The 20,919-nt window shown below is 41.8% G+C and carries 21 protein-coding genes; 13 read left to right on the forward strand and 8 right to left on the reverse strand.

Going from position 1 to position 20,919, the window contains the following annotated elements; translation table 11 throughout:
• Positions 1 to 32: 32 nt before the first annotated feature.
• Positions 33 to 2,333 (reverse strand): helix-turn-helix domain-containing protein, encoded by a 2,301-nt coding sequence (locus C6W18_RS17030; RefSeq protein ID WP_105928338.1) that lies wholly within the window; start codon positions 2,331 to 2,333, stop codon positions 33 to 35.
• Positions 2,334 to 2,564: 231 nt separating this feature from the next.
• Between C6W18_RS17030 and C6W18_RS17035 the strand changes: the two genes are divergently transcribed.
• From C6W18_RS17035 to C6W18_RS17065, 7 genes are all read left to right on the forward strand, one after another.
• The gene (locus C6W18_RS17035) at positions 2,565 to 3,530 is read left to right on the forward strand and encodes an ABC transporter permease (RefSeq protein ID WP_105928339.1); all 966 of its coding nucleotides are present in this window, start codon (positions 2,565 to 2,567) and stop codon (positions 3,528 to 3,530) included.
• 17 nt (positions 3,531 to 3,547) lie between these two features.
• Positions 3,548 to 4,660: a glycoside hydrolase family 88/105 protein gene (locus C6W18_RS17040; protein ID WP_105928340.1), complete on the forward strand. Its 1,113-nt coding sequence runs from the start codon at positions 3,548 to 3,550 to the stop codon at positions 4,658 to 4,660.
• Complete coding sequence (locus C6W18_RS17045; RefSeq protein ID WP_105928341.1) at positions 4,657 to 5,181, forward strand: lipoprotein YteS; 525 nt, start codon at positions 4,657 to 4,659, stop codon at positions 5,179 to 5,181. The genes C6W18_RS17040 and C6W18_RS17045 overlap by 4 nt, the downstream gene beginning before the upstream one ends.
• Positions 5,182 to 5,198: 17 nt before the next feature.
• The gene (locus C6W18_RS17050) at positions 5,199 to 6,488 is read left to right on the forward strand and encodes a Gfo/Idh/MocA family protein (RefSeq protein ID WP_105928342.1); all 1,290 of its coding nucleotides are present in this window, start codon (positions 5,199 to 5,201) and stop codon (positions 6,486 to 6,488) included.
• Between the two features lie 24 nt (positions 6,489 to 6,512).
• The gene (locus C6W18_RS17055; protein WP_105928343.1) at positions 6,513 to 7,196 is read left to right on the forward strand and encodes a YesL family protein; all 684 of its coding nucleotides are present in this window, start codon (positions 6,513 to 6,515) and stop codon (positions 7,194 to 7,196) included.
• 54 nt (positions 7,197 to 7,250) lie between these two features.
• Positions 7,251 to 7,562, forward strand: a complete 312-nt coding sequence (locus tag C6W18_RS17060; protein WP_034322503.1) for a rhodanese-like domain-containing protein — start codon at positions 7,251 to 7,253, stop codon at positions 7,560 to 7,562.
• Positions 7,563 to 7,663: 101 nt separating this feature from the next.
• Positions 7,664 to 7,846 (forward strand): sporulation protein Cse60, encoded by a 183-nt coding sequence (locus C6W18_RS17065; protein WP_003217582.1) that lies wholly within the window; start codon positions 7,664 to 7,666, stop codon positions 7,844 to 7,846.
• Positions 7,847 to 7,886: 40 nt separating this feature from the next.
• On the opposite strand, the gene C6W18_RS17070 is transcribed toward C6W18_RS17065, so the two are convergent.
• The 4 genes from C6W18_RS17070 to C6W18_RS17085 form a co-directional block, all read right to left on the reverse strand.
• A complete protein-coding gene (locus C6W18_RS17070) occupies positions 7,887 to 8,411 on the reverse strand; it encodes a CbrC family protein (protein WP_105928344.1) in 525 nt (174 codons plus the stop codon).
• 127 nt (positions 8,412 to 8,538) lie between these two features.
• Positions 8,539 to 10,071, reverse strand: coding sequence for a glycine betaine transporter OpuD (opuD, locus tag C6W18_RS17075; protein ID WP_034322497.1), 1,533 nt, complete (start codon positions 10,069 to 10,071; stop codon positions 8,539 to 8,541).
• Between the two features lie 140 nt (positions 10,072 to 10,211).
• Entirely contained in the window at positions 10,212 to 10,409 is a 198-nt protein-coding gene (locus C6W18_RS17080) for a hypothetical protein (RefSeq protein ID WP_034322495.1), read from the reverse strand.
• Entirely contained in the window at positions 10,406 to 11,677 is a 1,272-nt protein-coding gene (locus C6W18_RS17085) for a BaiN/RdsA family NAD(P)/FAD-dependent oxidoreductase (protein WP_105928345.1), read from the reverse strand. Before C6W18_RS17085 ends, C6W18_RS17080 begins: the two co-directional genes overlap by 4 nt.
• A gap of 175 nt (positions 11,678 to 11,852) precedes the next feature.
• On the opposite strand from C6W18_RS17085, the gene C6W18_RS17090 reads away from it, so the two are divergent.
• Both C6W18_RS17090 and C6W18_RS17095 read left to right on the forward strand, forming a co-directional pair.
• Entirely contained in the window at positions 11,853 to 13,475 is a 1,623-nt protein-coding gene (locus C6W18_RS17090; RefSeq protein ID WP_105928346.1) for a putative polysaccharide biosynthesis protein, read from the forward strand.
• A 15-nt stretch (positions 13,476 to 13,490) separates the two neighbouring features.
• Positions 13,491 to 14,207 carry a pseudouridine synthase gene (locus C6W18_RS17095; protein ID WP_034322487.1) on the forward strand — a complete coding sequence of 239 codons (717 nt, stop codon included), beginning with the start codon at positions 13,491 to 13,493 and terminating at the stop codon, positions 14,205 to 14,207.
• A gap of 54 nt (positions 14,208 to 14,261) precedes the next feature.
• Here C6W18_RS17095 and C6W18_RS17100 read toward each other — a convergent pair whose 3' ends face one another.
• Positions 14,262 to 14,483 (reverse strand): DeoR family transcriptional regulator, encoded by a 222-nt coding sequence (locus tag C6W18_RS17100; RefSeq protein ID WP_008356419.1) that lies wholly within the window; start codon positions 14,481 to 14,483, stop codon positions 14,262 to 14,264.
• 369 nt (positions 14,484 to 14,852) lie between these two features.
• A complete protein-coding gene (locus C6W18_RS17105; protein ID WP_105928347.1) occupies positions 14,853 to 16,151 on the reverse strand; it encodes an NCS2 family permease in 1,299 nt (432 codons plus the stop codon).
• A gap of 94 nt (positions 16,152 to 16,245) precedes the next feature.
• Here C6W18_RS17105 and pepV point away from each other — a divergent pair, with 94 nt between their 5' ends.
• Entirely contained in the window at positions 16,246 to 17,646 is a 1,401-nt protein-coding gene (gene pepV / locus C6W18_RS17110) for a dipeptidase PepV (RefSeq protein WP_105928348.1), read from the forward strand.
• A 28-nt stretch (positions 17,647 to 17,674) separates the two neighbouring features.
• Positions 17,675 to 18,295 carry a Type 1 glutamine amidotransferase-like domain-containing protein gene (locus C6W18_RS17115; RefSeq protein WP_105928366.1) on the forward strand — a complete coding sequence of 207 codons (621 nt, stop codon included), beginning with the start codon at positions 17,675 to 17,677 and terminating at the stop codon, positions 18,293 to 18,295.
• 53 nt (positions 18,296 to 18,348) lie between these two features.
• On the opposite strand, the gene cysK is transcribed toward C6W18_RS17115, so the two are convergent.
• Positions 18,349 to 19,278, reverse strand: a complete 930-nt coding sequence (gene cysK / locus C6W18_RS17120; protein ID WP_105928349.1) for a cysteine synthase A — start codon at positions 19,276 to 19,278, stop codon at positions 18,349 to 18,351.
• Positions 19,279 to 19,372: 94 nt separating this feature from the next.
• On the opposite strand from cysK, the gene thpR reads away from it, so the two are divergent.
• Together thpR and C6W18_RS17130 are read left to right on the forward strand one after the other, a co-directional pair.
• Positions 19,373 to 19,924: an RNA 2',3'-cyclic phosphodiesterase gene (gene thpR / locus C6W18_RS17125; RefSeq protein WP_034322639.1), complete on the forward strand. Its 552-nt coding sequence runs from the start codon at positions 19,373 to 19,375 to the stop codon at positions 19,922 to 19,924.
• Between the two features lie 29 nt (positions 19,925 to 19,953).
• A complete protein-coding gene (locus C6W18_RS17130) occupies positions 19,954 to 20,889 on the forward strand; it encodes a hypothetical protein (protein WP_105928350.1) in 936 nt (311 codons plus the stop codon).
• The last annotated feature ends 30 nt before the right edge of the window (positions 20,890 to 20,919 follow it).

Genomic DNA, 20,919 nt, shown 5'->3' on the forward strand with positions numbered 1-20,919 from the left:
CCCGCTTCTTGTGAGAGCGGGACTTTTTTGCATTATGTTCCTTTTTTCTGGTCACGGTATTTCCCAGGGGTCGTGCCTTCTAGCTTTTTAAAGGAACGGATGAAATTTTGCGGGTTTTTATATTTTAGCTTTTCCGAAATTTCTTTCACGGACATATCGGTTTCCACAAGCCAGTTTTTGGCGACATGATGCCTGTACGACGAGAGATATTCACTAAAGGAGATATCCATTTCCTTTCTGAAAATACTGCTTAAATAATTTGGGTTGTAATGCAGGCGTGAAGCGATTTCATCCAATGTGAGATCTGAGTCAAATTCTTGATGAATGATATGAATGATTTTCTCTGAGATATTTTTGTATTGTGAGTCCTCACGTGCACCAAGCTGGTCAATAATTGGCCGAATGATCTCATGTTTTAGCCATGCCTCTGTATCTTCAAAGGTTTTAAACTCAAAGATCGTATCATAGAGCATTTTGTTATCTTCGACCTCAAATAATTCAATGCCCAACAAGTGCATTAGCTCAATCAAGTTGTTTAAGAAACGGGCAAGGGCGATATGGTATTCGTGCGGTCCCGCATTTTTAGAAAAAATAGATTGCAGGAGCACATGTAAATAATGATCAGCCTTTCCTTGATCTCCTGCTTTAATGGCATCAAATAAATCATGCTGCAGCTGTTTAGGGAAATGGGTTTTAAATGTTCTTCCTTGCTGGATATGCTCATATAAGATAATGGACTTTTTCTCTGCTTTGAGTCTGTATTTTAAGGCTTCTTTTCCTTCAATATAAGCATGTTTGGCCATGGTGAGGTCCTTAAACTGGCGGCTAATGCCGATACTGATAGACAAACCAAGCTCTTCCTCGATACGCAGTTGAATGGTTTCAGCTAATTGATTTAAATATTCAGTGAATTCTTCATCTGACTTCGATTGGTTCAGGACAATCGTCGTTTGATGCTGATTGACAACGGTTGGCTGAAGGTGCTCATCTTGTGGAATAATCTGCTCGATCAGTCCATTGATGGCAAACAAAAGCAAGTCAGCATCCTTTTTTTCATACGGTGTTCCTTTCAGCGTATCGATTTGGGTTACAAGCATGGATAAATGCGACCAGTCACGAGGGAATCCTAAACTTTGGAATCGGTTGTTAATCTCTTCTTCCGTCAGCTTTCCAAGGAGCAGGCGCACCATAAAGTATTGCTGTAAGTGAGTCACTTGCTGCTCAATGCGTTCCTCTAAATCATTGTTTTGATCTTTCATTTGTTTAATACTCGACTCAATCAACTCGAACTCATTTTGGAATGGCTGCTTATGCAAAAATGATTCATTGCGTGCAAATGACTCGTATAATAAGCGAATTGGTTTATAAAAGTGTCTGGAACCAAACCATGAAAATAGTAATGAAAGCGCTAACAAAATAAAGCAAATAATAAAGGTGATCCACCCAATTGATTTCGTTTGCTGCTTGAGTTCTGGAATAGATACAAAGGATAGGTACGTCCATTCGTTATAGTCTGATTTTTGAAACGTAATTTGATAGTTCAGTTCATCAATCTTCATGTCAAATTGTCCTGATCGACTTTCAAGTGATAGTACATGCTTGACGAAATCTTGATTTTTCAAGGATTCACCGATCTGTTCTTTGCGATTATGTAGCAGCACTTTTCCTTTTGTATCAATGACAAACATACTGTCAGGTTGAGAGAAGTCAGGCATGTTGTCAGCAATCGCGCAGCTCGGAATACTGGCGACGGCGATCCCCTTTTTTTGGACACTATTCATAGGCAGTTGTTTGATTAAGTTCACATTGTACTTGCAAAAGGACGCTTTTCCTTCTTTTGTCGAGACAAGTGGGTTATTCTCTTCAAGTGCCCAGCTGGAGTGACTCGGAATATTGAGGTAAGAGGCTAACGCTTTTTCTTGGTCTCCATTCGTGACATGATAAAGACCGGAATTGTTCATGTACCAATCCTCTATTTTACTGACGAGTGTAATATTGGAGAGATCGGTATCAAAGGTTTGCAGGTAGTTCAGTTCCTGCTGTACTTGATTATAAAGCTGGAATTGGTCTGGATTTAAAGGTTCTGTCAGTGTTTGAAGGAGAGGCGGCGAACTGACATAGTGAGTGAGAGAATGATCAACTGTCTTTAAAATATGCTCAATATTGGATTGCGTTTGTTTGACGCTGTCCAGCTTTTCATTTGAGATATTTTCAAGTGCTGTTTTTTGCGAATGCTGATAAGAAAAAATACCGACAATGATAACAGGAATCGTACTAAGCATGAAAAAAAACGTTACAAGCTTGTAATAAAATTTATACTGCCTTCTTTTCATAAAACCCCCCATTTCAAACGAAACAATCTTTTCCCCTTATTTTATTAATCCAAAAATCTGGTAGGTTTGTCAATAATCATTTTCTGAGATTAGGATCATTTTCTTATGTTTTATGTAACATTTTGAGTAGCTTCCCCTAAGGAAATATGATCTGTTGATATGATTGTAGACGGATTTTTCATCCTTAAGATACAGTTAACACATGCATCAGCATGAGGGGAGGCTTTATTAATGAAAACAGAGGATGTCACTGCCAAGGGTGTGCCTGCGGCAGCTTTAAAAAAAGAAAAGAGAAAGCGCTTACTTAATCAATTGCTTAGTCAAAAGTTTTTGTATTTAATGATTTTACCAGGGCTCATTTATTTTATTGTCTTTAAATATGTGCCTATGTGGGGACTCATTATTGCCTTTCAAGATTACCAGCCGTTTCTCGGTATTCTTGGCAGTGAGTGGGTTGGGTTCAAGCACTTTATTCGATTGTTTACAGAACCAACATTTTTCATCTTATTAAAAAATACGCTCATTTTATTTGCCATGAATGTCGTGATTTTCTTTCCGATTCCAATCTTATTAGCACTCCTTTTAAACGAGGTTCGATTGGCATTGTTTAAGAAATTTGTTCAGACGATGATTTATATCCCTCACTTCATGTCATGGGTGATTGTTGTGTCCTTATCTTTTGTTTTGTTAACAGTAGATGGTGGGTTAATTAATGAATTGATAGCTTTCTTTGGAGGTGAAAAGATTAACTTCCTCCTTAGTCAGGATTGGTTTAGACCGATGTACATTTTACAGGTGATCTGGAGAGAAGCAGGGTGGTCAACGATCATTTACCTTGCGGCGATTACGGCCGTGGACCCGCAGCTATATGAAGCAGCGAAAATGGACGGTGCCGGCAGACTGAGACAGATGTGGCATATCACCCTTCCTGCCATTAAAAGTGTCATTGTGGTTCTGCTTATTTTAAAAATCGGTGATACGTTAGAGCTTGGCTTTGAGCACGTCTATCTATTACTCAACGCAACAAACCGGGAAGTAGCGGAGATTTTTGATACGTATGTCTATACAGCTGGGCTCAAGCAAGGACAATTCAGTTATAGTACCGCTGTTGGTTTATTTAAAGCAGCCGTTGGACTCATTTTGGTCATGCTGGCGAATCGTTTAGCGAAGAAATTTGGGGAAGAAGGTATTTACTAAAAAGGGAGATGAGAAGAATGACATTATCTACTGAGAAGGTATCACCACTTGAGCATGCAGAGAAATTAGCACAAAGTATTATGAAAGCGCATACACCAATTGAGCTGCCGCCAGCTGGAAGATGGCATTATCATCAAGGAGTTTTTCTTTGCGGTGTGATGAAGCTGCACGCGGCAACGGGGAACGAGGCATATTTCGATTATGTGAAAAGCTATGCGGACTCGCTCATTGATGAGTACGGAAATCTGTTATTTCGCAGGGATGAGCTTGATGCGATACAAGCGGGACTCATTTTATTCCCCCTCTACGAAAGAACGGGAGAGAAGCGGTATATGCTGGCAGCGGAGAAGCTGCGCGGACTTTATCGCACGCTCAATCGCACGTCTGAGGGTGGCTTTTGGCATAAAGACAATTATGCTTATCAAATGTGGCTGGATGGTCTCTATATGGGAGGTCCTTTTGCATTAAAGTATGCCCAGTTTAAAGGAGAAGAGACACTTGTGGATATGGTTATCCATCAAGAGCATCTCATGAGAAAGCATACAAAAGATGAAACAACAGGGCTTTATTATCATGCGTGGGATGAACGAAAAGTGATGCCATGGGCAGACCCAAAGACTGGCTGTTCCCCGGAGTTTTGGGCAAGGTCCTTTGGATGGTATGTCCTTGCATTAGCAGATATGATCGAGGATCTGCCAGAAGAGCATGAGGGGCGAAAGGTGTGGAAGGAAACACTGACAGACATGTTGGAAAGTGTGGCAAAGTATCAGGATGAAGAGACAGGTCTCTGGCATCAAGTTATTGATAAAGGAAATCATAGCGACAATTGGCTTGAAAGCTCCGGATCGTGTTTATTCATGTATGCCATGGCAAAAGCCATGAATGAAGGGTATGTGAGTCTCCGTTATGTCGATCATGTAGTCAAAGCATATGAAGGCTTGATCCAGCATAAGACGGAGGAGAAAGAAAACGGCGATTTTACAGTGAACGATATTTGTATCGGAACATCTGCGGGATTTTATGATTACTACGTTGGAAGAGAGCGGAGTACAAATGATTTGCACGGGGCAGGCGCTTTTATTATGGCATTAACTGAGCTAGAGAAGCTGTCTGTTTTTCAAAAGGCATGAGAAGGCGTCAAAGAGCTGCGGCATGGCTTATCAGTTTCATCGCTGCCTTTTGTTTGTCAGCCTGTCAGGGGAAAACAAACGGTATCGATGTTCTTATTTTTTCTGACATGTCAAAGGGGATGAAAGATCAATTAATGGAGAAGGCTTTTCAGCCGGATCAAGAGATATACAACGTCCACATCTTCCCGGCGATTCCTGAGAAGCTTCTCGTTGAAATCACTGCAAAAGAGGGAGACGTGATGTTCGTCCCTGAAGAAATGTTTAGAACGTATGATGATCCTGAAAGCTTTCAGCTGCTTGAAGAGATGGGAGTAAATGATGAAGCGGCGGGACCATACACGATAGAGGACCCAAAGACGGGGAAAACGATCGATTATGCGGTTCAAATCAACAAAGGAACGAAAAAGCTAAACGGCTATACATTCCGATTACACCGAGATATGGTCGCTTTTATTCCCGTGTATGCTGAGAAATCCAAAGAGGCGCTGTCTCTCATGAAACAACTTCGTGAAAATCGATAGAAAAAGGGGTGGGGAATGTGAAACGGGTCGTGATTTGTGGGCTCAGTCATCGTGCTTTCAATATGTTTATTAAACCGCTCATAGAGGATTTCAATGAGCATTACAGAATCACAGGGCTCCTAGATATAGATGATCAGCGGTATACACTCTGTCAGCAGCGTTTTCCATCGCTGAGAGGGATCTCATTTTTTCATGAGGATGCATTTGATCAGATGGTGAAGGAAGCAAAGCCAGACATCGTCATTGTGGCAGGACGAGATGATACGCATGTCACGTATATCATGCAGGCACTTGACCATGATCTTGATGTCATCACTGAAAAACCGATGGTGACAACAGCAAAAGACGCGAAAAAAGTGATGGATAAAGAGGCAGAGAGCAAAGGGAAGGTGACGGTCACCTTTAATTATCGCTACAATCCATTTCATCGGAAGGTGAAAGAGCTCATTTTAGACGGGAAGATCGGAAGGATCACCTCTGTTGAACTGAGCTGGCTCATTGATACGTATCATGGAGCCAGTTATTTCAAAAGGTGGAATCGCACACGTCAATTCTCTGGAGGTCTGTCTATTCATAAGTCGACCCATCATTTTGATTTGGTCAACTGGTGGATTGATCAAAAGCCGAAGCAAGTATTTGCTTATGGGGCGCTCAACTATTATGGAAGCGAAAGTCCTTGGAATCCCTTACAGGATGAGGAAAAGAGGTATTGCGGAACATGCCATGTGAAAGATACATGTCATTATGAAGCAAGGTGGAATCCGCGGGTAGAGCGCTCGAAGGTGGAGGACGATCATATTGAATCAGGTCAGGAGCAAACGCAACAGTACTCAAATTACCGCCCAGATGCCTGTATTTTTGATAAGGAAATTGACATTGAGGATACGTATGTGGCGTCAGTGGCTTATGACCAAGGTGCCCTATTAAGCTATTCGATTCAATTTTCAGCTCCGTATGAAGGGTACCGGCTTGCGATTAATGGGACGAAGGGACGCATTGAAACAAATGAGTTTCATGTACCATCGAGAATTCCTTTTCAATTCCCGGAACAAACGATTTCTTACTATCCGATGTTTGGAGCAAAAGAGACAATTGAAGTCGTGAAGCAGCCAGGCGGACATGGCGGCGGAGATCCGTTGCTGCTAGCAGATTTATTTTTAGGAAAAGATCCGTTGATCCACTATGACATTTCGGCAGGAGCAGAGGCTGGTGCTTATTCGATTGCAATTGGGGAAGGTATGTGGCGCTCTGTCGCAGAAAAACGCCCAATCGAAATAGAAGAATTGTTTCAAAAAGAGACGGTGTAACGAGAAAGAGAGGAGGGAAAAGAGATGGATCATGATGGATCAATGAGTAGAATGCTGCGGATGTGTGAGTGGGTGATGCGGCTCGCCTATACCAATTTGCTATGGCTTTTGTTCACATTACTGGGGCTTGGGGTCTTTGGATTTATGCCTGCGACAACTGCGTTATTTTCCGTGATGAGAAAGTGGATACAAGGGCACGAACAAGTCAAAGTATTCCGCACCTTTTGGAAGGTATACCGCGAGGAGTTTGTACGCTCTAATCTGATTGGCGTGGTGCTGTTCATGATTGGGACGATTATTTATGTAGACCTTGCTTATATTTATCCAACGAGCTGGTTTTTACATATGCTTCGCTTTGCCATTTATATCTTTGGTTTTCTGTTTATTGTCAGCTTGTTTTATATTTTTCCGCTGCTTGCTCATTACGATTGGAAAAAGCGTCTCTATCTGAAATTCTCTCTTCTGCTTGGTCTCTCGTATTTGCAATATACGCTCTCTATGCTCGTTTTCTCGGCCGTCCTGTTTGTCCTATTTGCTTATTTGCCGGGGATCGTGCCGTTTTTTAGCGTGAGTATTCTCGCATATGGACACATGTGGCTAGCCTATCAAGTCTTTAAAAAGGTAGAGTTTGAAAGTGAGCAGCAGGCAGTAGATGTGCAGAAACGATTGCCATCTTTCCTTCAATCGAAGCGGGTGAATACGCAGTGATGTGAATGATTTGCTATAATGGTGTCACCGTGAACAAAAGGAGAGATGAGAGTCGTGTCAGTAAAAGAAATTTCAATAGAAGAATTAAAGCAAAAACTTGAGCAAGAAGAAGCCATTCAGCTAGTCGACGTACGTGAGGATGAAGAGGTAGCAGAAGGCATGATCCCAGAAGCAGTCCATATTCGAATGGGAGATATCCCTGAGAAACTAGATGCGTTCGATAAAACGCAGGAATATTATATCATTTGTCGTTCTGGTAAACGTAGTGAAAATGTCTGCTATTACCTAGAAGACCAAGGCTATCAAGCGACCAATGTGGTTGGAGGGATGCTTGCATGGACAGGAGAAACAAAACCGAAGCTGTAAAAAGGAGTCCTTTCATCGATGAGATGGAAGGCTTTTTTTGTTCATATGCCCGTCTCTATGTGCATAAAGATAGAGTAGCGAGAGAAGGGAGAGTGGCATATGTGCTAAAGGTAGCTGTATTTGATGAAGAACACGAAAAAGATTTACAGAGCGAAATCAATCTATTTTTAAAAGGAATGGATGACGACCAAATCATTGACATCAAGTACAATGTAGCAGTGATCTGTGAGCAAGGAGGAGAACAGCTCTACTGTTTTTCTGCGCTTATTTTATATAAAAAATAACCGGCATTAAAAAAGGACCTGATTGAAGGGTCCTTTTTGATTAACTAGCGTCAATATATAAACGATGCTTCTTGCAGTGAACACATTGAAAGAGATAGCCTTGTAAGTCTCCTCCGTTAACGAGCCATTGCTTAAGGTTCTCTTTCGTTAATCCTCCACCACTACAAATGTCTTCGATGTCCTCTGAGAGCTCTTCCTCTAAATGCTCAATCTCTTTCCATCCAACATATTGGACAATCGCGCAAAAATCACCGCAATGGCTTAACCAATATTCCTGCTGCCATCCGCAATAACCAGGCGTTCTGAAGATGAGTTCATCTACATATTCTTGTTGATTGACATCATCACAACTCACATCGTCTTGAAACGATCCATTGTATTTTTTAGCGGCTGATCCATCTTTAATGCACCAAGGGCAGATTCCTTCTATATCTTCAACGGAATAAAATGGACCGTGATACACATATTCGCTTTCTTTTTCACAAACAGGACATGTCTTATGCTCTTTTTTGATCACGTTTAATGAAATTGGGTCTGGGTTGTACTTGAACGTAGGTAACGTCATATAAACCTCCATTATGTAGAAAAGTGAATGATTCATCACTATTTTATAGGTATCCGCAAGGTCATGACAATCTTAAATGATCTATATAGAAAAAAGCCGTTCGAATAACGGCTTTTTCTTCTTACGATTATGCTTTTTTTACTCTTGGACTTCGTGGTTTATTCACTTTGTTTGCTTGTTTGATTGTCCTTCGTTCATCATTTAATGATCTATATAGCGATACGATCATCAAAATGATGACAACGGAGAACGGCAAAGCTGCGAGTTTTGCTGTATTTTGCAAGGCTTCAAGTCCGCCTGAAAATAAAAGCACTGCAGCAACAGCTGATTGGATGATGCCCCAGCTGACTTTGACACTGCCAGAAGGGTTTAATGATCCGTAGGTTGTCTGCATTCCAAGCACAAATGTGGCTGAATCAGCGGAAGTGATAAAGAATACCGCAATTAAAATGAGTGCTAGAATTGATGTAACCATCGCCAGTGGATATTCATTTAGTACACCAAAGAGCATCGTTTCAGTGGAAAGACCTGCAACATCAACAATATTCTTTTGCTGTAAGTCCATGGCAGATACACCAAAAATGGAGAACCAAAGGAATACAAGGATAGAAGGAGCGACTAAGACACCAACTAAAAACTCCCGAATTGTCCGTCCGCGTGACACTCTTGCGATAAAGATTCCGACAAATGGTGCCCAAGAGATCCACCATGCCCAATAAAAGATCGTCCATCCATTAATCCATTCTCTCTTTTCAGGATCATTTGGAGATAACCGAAAGCTCATTTGAACGATGTTGGATAAGTATTGTCCAATCGAGTCAGTAAATGAATTTAAAATAAAAACAGTTGGACCTGCCAAAAGTAAGAAAAACATCAGAACAGCTGCTAATACCATGTTGATATTACTTAAATATTTAATCCCTTTTCCAATACCGCTTAGTGCAGATGCAAGGAAGAGCACCGTCACAATCGCAATAATGATCAATTGTGTGCTAAAAGCATTCGGAATTTGAAATAGGTAATTTAATCCACCATTGATTTGTGCTGCGCCTAATCCTAAGCTTGTTGCAACCCCAACTACTGTTGCAAATACAGCAATACAATCGATGGTTTTTCCGATCCATCCGTGAATTCTATCTCCTAAAACCGGCTGCAACGTCGCACTGATTAAGCCGGGTGCATCTTTTCTAAATTTAAAGTAAGCGATGCAAAGTGCAACAATGGCATAAATAGCCCATGCATGAAGCCCCCAGTGGAAAAAAGTATAACGAAGAGAATCGCGGAAGGCCTGTGCGGTTTCAGTCTCACCTGTTGGTGACTGAATGGCATAGTGGCTGATCGGTTCAGCTGCTCCGTAAAAAACAAGACCAATTCCCATACCGGCACTAAATAGCATAGCAAACCAAGAAAATAGACCAAATTCAGGCTCTTCGCCTGGCTTTCCTAGTGTAATTTTACCGATTGGGCTAAAAATAAAGAATAGACAAAAGCCGACTAGCAGTGATACCACTAATAAGTAATACCAACCAAAGTCATTTGTAATGTATGTTTGAATTTGATCCGTCACATTTTGCAGTGTTTCTGGAGAAAAGGCTCCCCATAGAACGGCAACAAATGTGATCGCAATCACAATCCAAAATACACTTGATACGTTTTTCACACCATCTCACTCTCCTGTTGTTCTACACGTTTAAGCAGAGGATTTTGTTTAATATCCCCGCTCTCAACTATTTTCAAACAAAAAGAGGCGAGTTTCTCACTCGTCCTCCATTTTACCGTAACATGTTTTCCTTCCATTTATCAACCATCGATATGTGAAGATGATTTTTCCTCAATTCGTTTGCGAAGACGGTAGACATATTCTTTTAAACAAACTGCGAAAATGGTAAATGCCAAAACAATGGCGACTTTTAACGGGGTAATCGACAGCTTCATGAAAACAGCGGCTGTCAAACTAATAACGACCGCAAGTACGATTGGAAGTGCGCGTCTGATCATTGATCTCTCTCCTTTACTTCTAGTGCAGCATTCATGCCAGCAAGTCTGCCTGTCACAAGTGCTGACGTGATATTGTAGCCGCCTGTGTAACCGTGTATGTCTAAAATTTCTCCGCAGAAATAAAGACCGGCCATTTTTTTAGATGCCATTTTTTTCGGTTCAATCTCTTTGACAGAAACGCCGCCTCCTGTGACAAACGCTTTGTCTAAGGATAACGTACCATTTGCATGAACGATGAAATGTTTACAATCATGGGCAAACGCGCGCAGTTTCTCCTTGGCGAGACCAGAAAATGTGTCTTGCGGATCAATGCCATTTCGTTCTAAAAGGAACAATAAATAGCGTTCCTGCATCCAAGACTTCAATACGTTTTTAATCGCTTTTTTTGGTTCGTCCTTTAGGTCACGATGAAGCTTTTGAAACAGTTCCTCGTCATGAAGCTTCGGATATAAGTCAATTTGCAGGCGGACTGTTGGCTGTTTTTTCAGCTCTTTGACAACAAATCCGCTGCATCTAAGAACAGCTGGGCCTGATAAACCAAAGTGAGTGAAGATCATATCCATGACATGTGTGACGACTGGTTTTCCTTTTTTATTTAGAACACTTACGGCCACACTTCTTAAAGAAAGCCCTTGAAGTACTTTTTCTTTAATAAATGGCTCATCTGATGTAACCGGTACTTCTGTTGGGAAGAGTTCTGTAATGGTATGACCAGCGGCATCTGCCCATGCATAGCCATCGCCAGTCGAGCCGGTATGCGGCACACTTTTCCCGCCAACGGCGATGACGACGGCCTCACTTGAAATTTTTTCATCATTATTTGTAACAATTCCAGCTACTTGTCCGTCTTGATACAGAACAGTTTTAATCTTTTCATTCGTTCGAATGGTGACATTCAGAGCGCGAAGTCTGTCTAAAAGGGCATCCACAACGGATTGCGCTTTGTTTGAGACAGGGAACATGCGTCCATGGTCTTCTTCTTTTAGTTCAATGCCTAGGTTTTCAAAAAATCTAATTATATCCTCGTTATTGAACTCAGAAAATGCACTATATAGAAAACGGCCGTTTCCGGGAATATGCTTGATGATTTCTTCTACTGGAAGGCGATTGGTGACGTTACAGCGTCCACCGCCAGAAATGGCCAACTTTCTGCCAAGTTTGTTTCCTTTGTCAATTAACAGAACAGATGCACCGTGCTCTGCTGATGCAATCGCGGCCATCAGTCCAGAAGGTCCACCGCCAATGACAATGACATCATAATGTTTCATGTTACATTCCTCTTTCTACTTTCAGTCATTTCTCTATTATAACGAAGATCGGGAAAGGCTGAAATATGAATTGATTGGTTTTGTGACTTCTGCATTGGAATTGTTACCTGTACGATGAAATGATGTGGTAAAATAGTTGAGTTGAATATTCATTAGAAAAATGGTGGTTAAGCGCATGTCTAATAAACTGCTTCGTGGTACGTTGGTTTTAACGATTGGGACGTATCTCTCTCGTATTCTTGGTATGATTTACTTAATTCCATTTAGCGCAATGGTTGGAGCTACTGGTGGTGCGCTATTCCAATATGGATACAATCAGTATACGATCTTTTTAAGTATTGCTACGCTTGGTTTTCCAACAGCGGTATCAAAATTTGTCTCCAAATATAATTCAATCGGCGATTATGAAACAACTAGAAAAATGTTCAGGGCGGGTATGTCGGTCATGCTTGTCACCGGTATTATCGCCTTTTCTCTTTTATATTTGAGCGCACCAATTTTTGCCAAGATTCAGCTTGGCGGATCGAATGAAACAGGCGGTTTGACCGTCGACCAAGTGGTATATGTGATTCGGATGGTGAGTTTAGGTCTTTTGGTTGTACCAATTATGAGTCTTGTGCGAGGGTTCTTCCAAGGACACTCCATGATGGGACCGACAGCTGTTTCCCAAGTCATCGAACAACTTGTCAGAATCATCTTCCTATTAACAGCGACGTTTATTATTTTAAAGGTGCTTGACGGCGGGCTTGTTATTGCTGTCGGATATGCAACATTTGCCGCGCTTATCGGCGCATTTGGCGGATTATTTACGCTTTATTTATATTGGCTGAAGCGGAAAGACCGTCTCCTGTCCATGCAGCCTAATATAGGTGCTCACTCTGAGTTGACTTATAAGCAAATGTTTACAGAGCTGTTTAGTTATGCAGCACCGTATGTGTTTGTTGGACTTGCGATTCCAATTTATTCTTATATCGATACAAATACAATTAATAGAGCCATGATTGCATCAGGACATCAGGATATTAGTACAGCGGTCCTGTCCATTGTGACGTTATATTTACCGAAGCTAGTCATGATCCCTGTGTCACTTGCAACAGCGTTTGGCTTAACATTGATTCCGACGATTACGGAATCATTTACAGCACGTAATTACAAACTGCTCAATCGGCAAATTGATCAAACGATGCAGGTCATTTTATTCTTCGTACTGCCTGCTTCATTTGGAATCTCTGCTTTGGCAGGACCGGTTTATTGGTTTTTCTATCCGTCTGTTCATCCTGAGATTGGGATCTCTATTTTGTTCTGGTATGCGCCTGTTGCGTTATTGTTTTCTTTATTCACCATTAACGCAGCGATTTTGCAGGGGATTAACAAACAAAAATTTGCCATTGTCAGTCTTTTGTTAGGGATCATCATTAAAACGGTCCTAAATATCCCGCTGATTAGCTTGCTGCAAGGAAATGGTTCTGTGCTTGCAACTGCACTGGGCTACAGTGCGTCGATCTTGTATATGTTCATCATGATTAAGCGCCATGCAGGCTATTCGTTCCGTAGGATTTTCAAACGTTTTATTCTCATAAGTATTTTAACAGCGATCATGGCTGTTGTAGCTTTCGGGACAAGCCAGCTCGTGAATCAATTGATTCCTTATGAAGGCGGAATTGTACAAGCTGGTATCGTGATTTTGATTTCGATGATCACTGGCGGCGGTGTGTATATGTTCTTATCTTACAAGGTTGGATTACTAGAGCGTATACTTGGCAACCGTTTGCCGACATTTTTAAGAAAAAAGAGTTAAGAAGGGTGGATATTCATGAGGCTTGATAAATTGCTTGCCAATAGTGGCTTTGGTTCAAGAAAAGATGTGAAGAAGCTGGTTAAGGCCCGGGCTGTCACAGTGAATGGGGAAGTGGCGAAGCAGGTAAAAGATCATGTTGATCCATCAAATGATGAAGTGCTCGTACACGGAGAGCGTGTAGAGTATAAAGAATTTATTTATTTAATGATGAACAAGCCAGATGGCGTCATTTCGGCAACGGAGGATATGCGTGATGAAACGGTTGTCGATTTACTCGAGCCGGAGGATATCGCAAGGGAGCCATTCCCTGTGGGGAGACTTGATAAGGATACAGTCGGTCTTCTCCTCCTCACAAATGATGGGCAGCTTGCTCATCAATTACTTTCTCCGAAAAAGCATGTCCCGAAAACGTATGAAGTTCATCTGAAATACCCTTTAGGAGATCAAGACATAGAGCGTCTCGAGCAGGGAGTTGTCATTTTAGATGATTATCATACAAAGCCGGCAAAGGTTGAGGTAGTTGCGAATGAAGACGAAGATACACGCATCCGTTTAACGATTACTGAAGGGAAATACCATCAAGTGAAGCTGATGGCGCAAGCGGTAGGCAATGAAGTGATCTTTTTAAAACGGTTGTCGATGGGACCTGTCTTATTAGATGAAGATCTAGCCCTCGGGGAGTACCGTGAGTTGACGGATGAAGAATTAGACAGCTTAATGAATCGTGAATAGAAAAAGAACCGGCATATCGCCGGTTCTTTTGTTATATGGAAAGTCATTATACGCTTAAGATGATATTTTTACTTTTTTTCTCGTTGTTTCCCATTTGCCCCTGCTTGGACTATGAACAAGATCGTTATAGGCAAGCACGTTTAAGTCTCTTTGAATGGTTCTAGGTGTGATCCCGAATTCATCAACCAGCTCTTGTGTCGTCACAAGACCTTTCTCTTGAATGAACATATAGACTGATTTAATTCGAGTCATCATACGGTTTGTTGAAGGTTTCAAAAAACCACTCCCTATCAATAAGATCGGATGGACTTGACTAACCACAACTTACTACACTAAAACTGCGAAATGAGGACATGCAACAATGGTAAATGTTCGTGTTTCTTATTATTTTACTCTATTATACACGATATTATGCATCTAGTTCCACCAAAAAGTCAACTTTACGTGTTTTTTAATTTGTCTTCATGAAATAAAATATGTTATATAACATGAATTGAATGCGGTTACAACCCAATAAACATATGGGGTATGACGAAGGATGTCTCTTTAGAAAAACAAAAATAAACAAAGGAAATTTACAAAATAAAAAAATGATATTTACAAAAAGACACATTTCTCATTTGAAATGTGCCTTTTTTGTTTCTGTTATCCTTCTAAGAAAAAGAGCTGAATGAAAAATAAGACGGCAAAGATGAGAACAAGGACATGCACTTCTTTCCATTTCCCTTTCGCCAATTTCACAAGTGGATATGAAATAAATCCGAGTGATATCCCTGTAGAGATACTAGATGTCAGCGGCATGGAGAGAATAACAAGAAAAGCAGGAAATGCTTCGTCAAGCTCGTTCCAGCGAATGCGTGACACTGAGTTCATCATCAAACAGCCGACAATGATTAAAACAGGTGATGTGATGGAAGGTAAGGAAGAAATGGCTTGAACGAGTGGGCCAAAAAACAATGCCGCAATAAATAGTGCAGCGACCGTTAAAGAAGTCAGTCCAGTTCTTCCTCCCGCAGCAACCCCTGAAGATGATTCAATATAAGCGGTGGTTGGGCTTGTTCCAAACATAGAGCCAACCGTCGTTGCAGCAGAGTCAGCGAGCAGGGCTCTACGCACTTTTGGCAGCTGGCCATTTTTCATTAATCCTGCTTGTTCCGCCACCCCGATCATCGTTCCCGTTGTATCAAAAATCGTGACAAGTAAGAATGAGAAGACAACTGCATATAAATGGTGAGAGAACACGTCACCAAAGGCAGCGATTGGATTTGTAATCAGCATCCCTTCAGGCAGTGCTGGGACGTCCATCAGCATTTTGGGAAAATGAAGCTGACCTGTCGCGAGCGCAATGAGTGTGGTCGCTAACATGCCAATAAACAGGGCTCCATTTACTTGAAGAACCATTAAAATAACTGAAATCATTAAACCAACGAGCGTTAAAATGACAACTGGTGAGTTTAAGTTGCCAAGCTTCACAAGATTCTCCGGGTCAGCTGCAATGATGCCAGACTGCCGGAGACCGATGAACGCAATGAAAAGCCCGATTCCTGCTGTGATCCCGTACTTTAAATTATCTGGAATCGCTTGAATCAGTTGTTTTCTAAGGGATGTTAACGATAAAATAATAAAGAGTATACCAGCAACAAATACCGCACTGAACGCCGTTTGATAGCTGATGCCGCCACCGCCGACAACTGTAAAGGTGAAATAAACATTCAGTCCCATGCCTGGTGCAATGGCAATCGGATAGTTTGCAAATAGCGCCATCCAGAGCGTACCGACGACAGCAGCGATAATTGTTGCAGTAAAGACTTGGTCAAAAGGAATGCCTGCTTTTGAAAGAATTCCAGGGTTGACGGCTACAATATATACCATAGTAAAGAATGTCGTCATACCAGCGATTAATTCTTTCTTTATGTTGGTTTGGTTTTCTTTTAACTGAAACATAAAATCCTCCATTTACGAACATTATTACAAAACAATTAATATAATATTCGTTTTAAGGGTGGATTGCAACCTTTTTTCAAGGAGGAATAGAAAAATGAACTGGGAAGCTGAAGTTATACGAAAAAAAGAAGATCTGATTAAGGATACACAATCTTTTTTGCAAATTGAAAGTGTCCTTGATGAAGAAGGTGGGAAAGAAGGGAAGCCGTTCGGTGAAAAAGTGGATGAGGCCCTTCAGTATATGCTGAAAAAAGGGGAAGACGAAGGCTTCACAGTAAAGAATGTCGATGGCTATGCAGGTCATATTGAATATGGACAAGGCGAAGACATTGTAGGTGTGCTATGCCATGTAGACGTTGTGCCTGCTGGTGACGGCTGGACAACCCCGCCATTTTCAGCGGATATAAGAGAAAATAGAATCTTTGCAAGAGGGGCCATTGATGATAAAGGCCCAACCATGGCCGCTTTCTATGCGCTTAAGATTTTAAAAGATACGGGCATTCAATTATCGAAAAAAATTCGAATGATCATTGGAACAGATGAAGAAAGCGATTGGCGCTGTGTGGAACATTATTTCAAGCACGAAGCGATGCCGCAAATTGGCTTTGCGCCAGATGCCGATTTTCCGATTATTCATGCTGAAAAAGGAATTATTGATGCCATTGTGTCATTTACATATCAACAAACAGAGGACAATAAGCGCTATACACTCAAGCAATTCACATCAGGGATGAGGCTCAATATGGTGCCAGATGAGGCAATTGCCACTGTGACAGCTGCACAGGAACATGACGCAGAAGCGTTAAAAGCCGCTTTTGAAGCCTATCTCGCTGAAAATCAATTATCCGGTGTGGCAAAGAACACAGCGGATGGACTGCATTTCACATTAAAAGGTGTATCAGTCCATGCAATGGAGCCGGCGCATGGCATCAATGCGGGCATTCATATGGCGAATTTCTTATGTGAGCATGAATTAGATGAACAAGGGCTTGCCTTTACATCACAAATAAAGTCTTTATTTGATCAGGACACACGAGGACAAAAGCTAGGAATTGCTTGTAATGATGACATTAGCGGCGACTTAACCTTGAATGTTGGAACAATCCGCTATACGCAAAACGAGGAAGCGAAACTTGGCTTAAACGTCCGTTATCCCGTGACAGCAGACGGCAAGGACGTCAAAAAAGGGATTGAAAGCATCAAAGGGGCGTCCATTGAGAAATTTGATGACAGCCCTCCGCATCACGTCGCAAAAGATCATCCACTTGTGAAAACATTGCAGCGGGTATATGAGGAACAAACTGGAGACCCAGCAACTCTGATTGCTATTGGGGGAGGAACATATGCGAGATCTTTAGAAGCAGGAGTTGCCTTTGGCCCTCTATTCCCTGGCAGACCAGATTGCGCCCATCAAAAGGATGAATATATCGAAATCGATGACTTACTAAGAGCAACAGCTCTATATGCACAAGCTATGTATGAATTGGCAAAATAAAAAAGGGAAAGAGAAGAGGGGATTCACAGTGAAAAAAATGTTCTTATGCTCTTCATTCAAAGACAGCTATTCTCTCTTGTCTGACTTTGCGGGTGAATCATTAAAAGGAAAAAGCGTGACGTTTATTCCAACAGCTAGTGCTGTGGAAGAAGTAACGCACTATGTGGAGGCAGCAAAAGAGGCCTTTCATCAATTAGAGATGCAAATAGAGACTGTTCAGATGGCTGAGCAGACTGCCCAAGAGATCACACATATGATCGAACGAAATGATGTCATCTACGTATCAGGAGGCAATACTTTTTATTTGTTGCAGGAATTAAGAAAGCATCGCCTCGATCACGTCTTGAAGGAAGAAATCAACAAAGGCAAGTTGTACATTGGAGAATCGGCAGGGAGTATCATCATGGCACCAAGCATTGAATATATTTCACTGATGGATGATCAGGAGAAGGCGCCGGAGCTGCCAGCATTTCAAGGGATCAATGAAATCAGCAATTATCCGGTACCACATATGCACCATGCCTATTTAGGTGAAGCCGCGCAGCAAATGATCGAGCAGTATCAGCATACGCTCGCTTTATGTCCGCTCACTGATGAACAGGTTTTACTCGTTACAGGTGAGCAGGCTGAGGTGAAGTCGGTCAAATAGACGTGACCGTGAAACGAAGAAAAAGGAACAGGGACTCATCCCCTGTTCCTTTTTTAATCTTGAAAAACATCACTTGATAAATATCGTTCTCCCGTATCTGCTGTCATACAGATGACGATAGAATCCTTAGGCATTTGTTTGGCTGTTTCAATGGCAGCATAGCAAGCTGCGCCAGATGATGGACCAACTAAAATTCCTTCAAGACAGGCAAGCTGCCGTGTGATGTGGTACGCATCTTCATCGCTCACTTGCACAATCTCATCATAGACATGCTCATTTAAAATAGTTGGGATAAATCCTGGACTTGTGCCAACGAGCTTATGTTTGCCAGGTTTCCCGCCAGATAAGACTGGAGATCCCTTCGGTTCTGCCACACGTATGGTCAAGCCGGGGAATGCCTTTTTTAATTCCTCACCAGTGCCTGTAATGGTTCCACCCGTTCCAGCTGTTGCGACAAAGGCAGCAAGAGGATGTCCAAGTTGCTTCACAGCTTCCATGATTTCTATAGCTGTTGTTCCTCTATGAGCATCGGGGTTCGCCCCATTGTCAAATTGCATGGGAATAAAGCTTTGAGGAATTTGAGCAGCCAGTTCTTCTGCCTTGCGAATACAGCCTGGCATTTTTTCTTCTCCTGGGGTTAAGACGACCTGTGCACCGTATGCCTTTAAAATATTGATTCTTTCCTTTGTCATCGTATCAGGCATGACAAGTATAGCTTTGTAGCCTCTTGCTGCGGCGTTCATTGCTAAACCAATCCCTGTATTTCCGCTCGTTGGTTCAATAATGGTCGCCCCTTTTGTGAGCTTCCCCTGTTTTTCTGCCTCGACGATCATATTGTAAGCAGCACGATCCTTCACACTTCCACTAGGATTAAATGATTCAAGCTTTAAATAAACAGCCGCCGCATTGTCTGGCTGAAGACGCTGTAATTTTACAAGTGGTGTATCGCCAATTAGTTCTCCAATATTTTGTGCAACCTTCATCATGTGACACCCTTTCTTCTCATTCCGCATTTCTTTAGTTATACTATCATCAATGGGGATTCGTAAAGTTTGTTAAAAAAGGAAAGGTGATATGATGTCAGAAAGTCGTCATTATTTTATCGGGATTCACATCCCTGAACAACTTGCGCATCAAATCAAAACAGACATCGATCAAAGGAGTGGACTGTCATTTCAAAAATGGACAGCACCAAGTGATTATCATGTAACCCTTGTATTTTTAGGCGCCATTCCAAAAGAGCGTTTGGAAAAGATCATTCAGCTGCTTGAAAACCTTTCAAATGAAGCACCTGCATTTCCGCTAGAGCTGAATGAGTTAGGGCAGTTTGGTACGAAGGAGCGTCCGAGAGTCTTTTTTGCAAAGCCGAGTGAAAGCAAGCCGCTCATGCACGTAAGAGAAAAGGTGAAAGAATCCGTATTGTCAGCAGGTCATCCTGTGGAAAAGAGACCCTTTCATCCGCATATGACGATTGCGCGCAAATGGAATGCGGATCAGCCTTATGAAGAACAAGCGCCTTTACGTAAAGAGCCCTATATGATGGAGGTTTCTAGTATTGCTTTATTTGAAATACGTCCGAAAGAAACCCCGCGTTATCACGCAATCAAACAATTTACACTACATAAATAAATGATTCTAGAAGTTGGAGTGAGCAGCAGATGGCGCAAATTATCAAAATCCAAGATTATATATCACGATATGAACAAGACCCTCATCACTACATCAATCAATTTATTCGATTGAAAAAACAAAGATGGGACGAGTTGAAAAAGGCTTCTAAAGAGCAGGCGCAACATCAGTTTGCACAAATCTCTGAACAAATGCCTGAACAAGTGGAAGAAAAGAGAAAGAAATTCTCCTTAAAGAGAAAGCAAAAAGAAGCCGATATGAAAAAGGAACGGGACCTGAGTCTTTTTAACGAGCCAACTGATATAGAGCAAGGTGTCTTCAGAAACGTCCCTACCGAAGAAACGAAGCTGATTCACTTTTTTAAGGATCATCTATATGATGTTCAAATAAAATGGGCCAGCTCGACGCTATCTCACATTTCAACCGTATCCCATCACATTCGGTATGATGAAAAGCTGCGTATGCTTGCAAGGCAGCTTCCAGATTCTTATTTTGTGATGTACAAGCCGGTGCTGCTCATTCAAAAAGCTGAGATGGAATTATGCCCCGTGCTCATTACGCCGCTGGAAGTGATCTGTTTATCCTTCTTAGAGGCAGAGCCAGACAGCGTATACATCGGATCAAAGGAACGTTTTTGGGAAAAACGGGCGACGGGGAAAGCAGTCCAGTCCGTCTTGAACCCTTGCTCAAGCCTTCTGCGCTCTGGAACCGTGGTGTCAAAGATTTTACAGCAAAGTGGTGTGGACCTTCCTGTGAAAAAGATCCTGATCAGCCGAACCTCTTATATTGACTTACCTGAAGTGCCATACGGGATGGAGGTTGTCGATAAGAAAAAGGCTGAGGAATGGTTTGAAAAGCAGCGGAAAAATACGGCGCCGACAAAGCATCAGCAATTTAAGGCGACAAAGGCATTGCTTGCTCATGGTGAATCAGACAGTAGAAGAAGGCAGGAATGGCTCGATTAAAGGCATGATGGAAGGTCGCGTAAAATGAGA

The sequence above is a fragment of the Bacillus sp. LLTC93 genome, assembly GCF_002993125.1.
Classification (GTDB): domain Bacteria; phylum Bacillota; class Bacilli; order Bacillales; family Bacillaceae; genus Bacillus; species Bacillus zhangzhouensis.